Annotated in this window: 5 protein-coding genes and 1 pseudogene; 5 read left to right on the top strand and 1 reads right to left on the bottom strand. The window is 45.9% G+C overall.

Going from position 1 to position 3511, the window contains the following annotated elements:
* A pseudogene (locus tag QMN93_RS25625) lies at positions 1-91 on the bottom strand (phage integrase N-terminal SAM-like domain-containing protein); the annotation flags it as partial.
* 155 nt (positions 92-246) lie between these two features.
* Between QMN93_RS25625 and QMN93_RS25620 the strand changes: the two are divergent.
* The 5 genes from QMN93_RS25620 to QMN93_RS25600 form a co-directional block, all read left to right on the top strand.
* Positions 247-801 (top strand): fluoroquinolone-acetylating aminoglycoside 6'-N-acetyltransferase AAC(6')-Ib-cr5, encoded by a 555-nt coding sequence (locus QMN93_RS25620; RefSeq protein WP_063840321.1) that lies wholly within the window; start codon positions 247-249, stop codon positions 799-801.
* A 130-nt stretch (positions 802-931) separates the two neighbouring features.
* Positions 932-1762 carry an oxacillin-hydrolyzing class D beta-lactamase OXA-1 gene (locus QMN93_RS25615; protein WP_001334766.1) on the top strand — a complete coding sequence of 277 codons (831 nt, stop codon included), beginning with the start codon at positions 932-934 and terminating at the stop codon, positions 1760-1762.
* Positions 1763-1899: 137 nt separating this feature from the next.
* Complete coding sequence (locus tag QMN93_RS25610; RefSeq protein ID WP_000186237.1) at positions 1900-2532, top strand: type B-3 chloramphenicol O-acetyltransferase CatB3; 633 nt, start codon at positions 1900-1902, stop codon at positions 2530-2532.
* An 84-nt stretch (positions 2533-2616) separates the two neighbouring features.
* Complete coding sequence (locus QMN93_RS25605) at positions 2617-3069, top strand: NAD(+)--rifampin ADP-ribosyltransferase Arr-3 (protein ID WP_001749986.1); 453 nt, start codon at positions 2617-2619, stop codon at positions 3067-3069.
* A 222-nt stretch (positions 3070-3291) separates the two neighbouring features.
* Positions 3292-3511 (top strand): multidrug efflux SMR transporter (locus tag QMN93_RS25600; RefSeq protein WP_001981783.1); only part of this gene is annotated, 220 nt, incomplete at its 3' end.

Here is a 3511-nt window from a genome sequence, read left to right as displayed (position 1 = left end):
TGCCCAAGGTTGCCGGGTGACGCACACCGTGGAAACGGATGAAGGCACGAACCCAGTGGACATAAGCCTGTTCGGTTGGTAAGCTGTAAAGTTAGATGCACTAAGCACATAATTGCTCACAGCCAAACTATCAGGTCAAGTCTGCTTTTATTATTTTTAAGCGTGCATAATAAGCCCTACACAAATTGGGAGTTAGACATCATGAGCAACGCAAAAACAAAGTTAGGCATCACAAAGTACAGCATCGTGACCAACAGCAACGATTCCGTCACACTGCGCCTCATGACTGAGCATGACCTTGCGATGCTCTATGAGTGGCTAAATCGATCTCATATCGTCGAGTGGTGGGGCGGAGAAGAAGCACGCCCGACACTTGCTGACGTACAGGAACAGTACTTGCCAAGCGTTTTAGCGCAAGAGTCCGTCACTCCATACATTGCAATGCTGAATGGAGAGCCGATTGGGTATGCCCAGTCGTACGTTGCTCTTGGAAGCGGGGACGGAAGGTGGGAAGAAGAAACCGATCCAGGAGTACGCGGAATAGACCAGTTACTGGCGAATGCATCACAACTGGGCAAAGGCTTGGGAACCAAGCTGGTTCGAGCTCTGGTTGAGTTGCTGTTCAATGATCCCGAGGTCACCAAGATCCAAACGGACCCGTCGCCGAGCAACTTGCGAGCGATCCGATGCTACGAGAAAGCGGGGTTTGAGAGGCAAGGTACCGTAACCACCCCATATGGTCCAGCCGTGTACATGGTTCAAACACGCCAGGCATTCGAGCGAACACGCAGTGATGCCTAACCCTTCCATCGAGGGGGACGTCCAAGGGCTGGCGCCCTTGGCCGCCCCTCATGTCAAACGTTGGGCGAACCCGGAGCCTCATTAATTGTTAGCCGTTAAAATTAAGCCCTTTACCAAACCAATACTTATTATGAAAAACACAATACATATCAACTTCGCTATTTTTTTAATAATTGCAAATATTATCTACAGCAGCGCCAGTGCATCAACAGATATCTCTACTGTTGCATCTCCATTATTTGAAGGAACTGAAGGTTGTTTTTTACTTTACGATGCATCCACAAACGCTGAAATTGCTCAATTCAATAAAGCAAAGTGTGCAACGCAAATGGCACCAGATTCAACTTTCAAGATCGCATTATCACTTATGGCATTTGATGCGGAAATAATAGATCAGAAAACCATATTCAAATGGGATAAAACCCCCAAAGGAATGGAGATCTGGAACAGCAATCATACACCAAAGACGTGGATGCAATTTTCTGTTGTTTGGGTTTCGCAAGAAATAACCCAAAAAATTGGATTAAATAAAATCAAGAATTATCTCAAAGATTTTGATTATGGAAATCAAGACTTCTCTGGAGATAAAGAAAGAAACAACGGATTAACAGAAGCATGGCTCGAAAGTAGCTTAAAAATTTCACCAGAAGAACAAATTCAATTCCTGCGTAAAATTATTAATCACAATCTCCCAGTTAAAAACTCAGCCATAGAAAACACCATAGAGAACATGTATCTACAAGATCTGGATAATAGTACAAAACTGTATGGGAAAACTGGTGCAGGATTCACAGCAAATAGAACCTTACAAAACGGATGGTTTGAAGGGTTTATTATAAGCAAATCAGGACATAAATATGTTTTTGTGTCCGCACTTACAGGAAACTTGGGGTCGAATTTAACATCAAGCATAAAAGCCAAGAAAAATGCGATCACCATTCTAAACACACTAAATTTATAAAAAATCTAATGGCAAAATCGCCCAACCCTTCAATCAAGTCGGGACGGCCAAAAGCAAGCTTTTGGCTCCCCTCGCTGGCGCTCGGCGCCCCTTATTTCAAACGTTAGACGGCAAAGTCACAGACCGCGGGATCTCTTATGACCAACTACTTTGATAGCCCCTTCAAAGGCAAGCTGCTTTCTGAGCAAGTGAAGAACCCCAATATCAAAGTTGGGCGGTACAGCTATTACTCTGGCTACTATCATGGGCACTCATTCGATGACTGCGCACGGTATCTGTTTCCGGACCGTGATGACGTTGATAAGTTGATCATCGGTAGTTTCTGCTCTATCGGGAGTGGGGCTTCCTTTATCATGGCTGGCAATCAGGGGCATCGGTACGACTGGGCATCATCTTTCCCGTTCTTTTATATGCAGGAAGAACCTGCATTCTCAAGCGCACTCGATGCCTTCCAAAAAGCAGGTAATACTGTCATTGGCAATGACGTTTGGATCGGCTCTGAGGCAATGGTCATGCCCGGAATCAAGATCGGGCACGGTGCGGTGATAGGCAGCCGCTCGTTGGTGACAAAAGATGTGGAGCCTTACGCTATCGTTGGCGGCAATCCCGCTAAGAAGATTAAGAAACGCTTCACCGATGAGGAAATTTCATTGCTTCTGGAGATGGAGTGGTGGAATTGGTCACTGGAGAAGATCAAAGCGGCAATGCCCATGCTGTGCTCGTCTAATATTGTTGGCCTGCACAAGTATTGGCTCGAGTTTGCCGTCTAACAATTCAATCAAGCCGATGCCGCTTCGCGGCACGGCTTATTTCAGGCGTTATGCAGCCAAATCCCAACAATTAAGGGTCTTAAAATGGTAAAAGATTGGATTCCCATCTCTCATGATAATTACAAGCAGGTGCAAGGACCGTTCTATCATGGAACCAAAGCCAATTTGGCGATTGGTGACTTGCTAACCACAGGGTTCATCTCTCATTTCGAGGACGGTCGTATTCTTAAGCACATCTACTTTTCAGCCTTGATGGAGCCAGCAGTTTGGGGAGCTGAACTTGCTATGTCACTGTCTGGCCTCGAGGGTCGCGGCTACATATACATAGTTGAGCCAACAGGACCGTTCGAAGACGATCCGAATCTTACGAACAAAAGATTTCCCGGTAATCCAACACAGTCCTATAGAACCTGCGAACCCTTGAGAATTGTTGGCGTTGTTGAAGACTGGGAGGGGCATCCTGTTGAATTAATAAGGGGAATGTTGGATTCGTTGGAGGACTTAAAGCGCCGTGGTTTACACGTCATTGAAGACTAGTCCTTTGCATAACAAAGCCATCAAACCGGACGCCAGAGATTCCGCGCCTGTTGCGCATGGCTTCGCCATTTTATGCGCAATAGGCGCGCCACCCTGTCGCCGTTTATGGCGGCGTTAGATGCACTAAGCACATAATTGCTCACAGCCAAACTATCAGGTCAAGTCTGCTTTTATTATTTTTAAGCGTGCATAATAAGCCCTACACAAATTGGGAGATATATCATGAAAGGCTGGCTTTTTCTTGTTATCGCAATAGTTGGCGAAGTAATCGCAACATCCGCATTAAAATCTAGCGAGGGCTTTACTAAGCTTGCCCCTTCCGCCGTTGTCATAATCGGTTATGGCATCGCATTTTATTTTCTTTCTCTGGTTCTGAAATCCATCCCTGTCGGTGTTGCTTATGCAGTCTGGTCGGGACTCGGCGTCGTCATAATTACAGCCA

Source organism: Enterobacter sp. R-1.6.2, from assembly GCF_035064085.1.
GTDB lineage: Bacteria > Pseudomonadota > Gammaproteobacteria > Enterobacterales > Enterobacteriaceae > Enterobacter > Enterobacter asburiae_B.
Note: the sequence above shows the minus strand (reverse complement) of the source record. Positions and strands in the feature narration are given on the sequence as shown.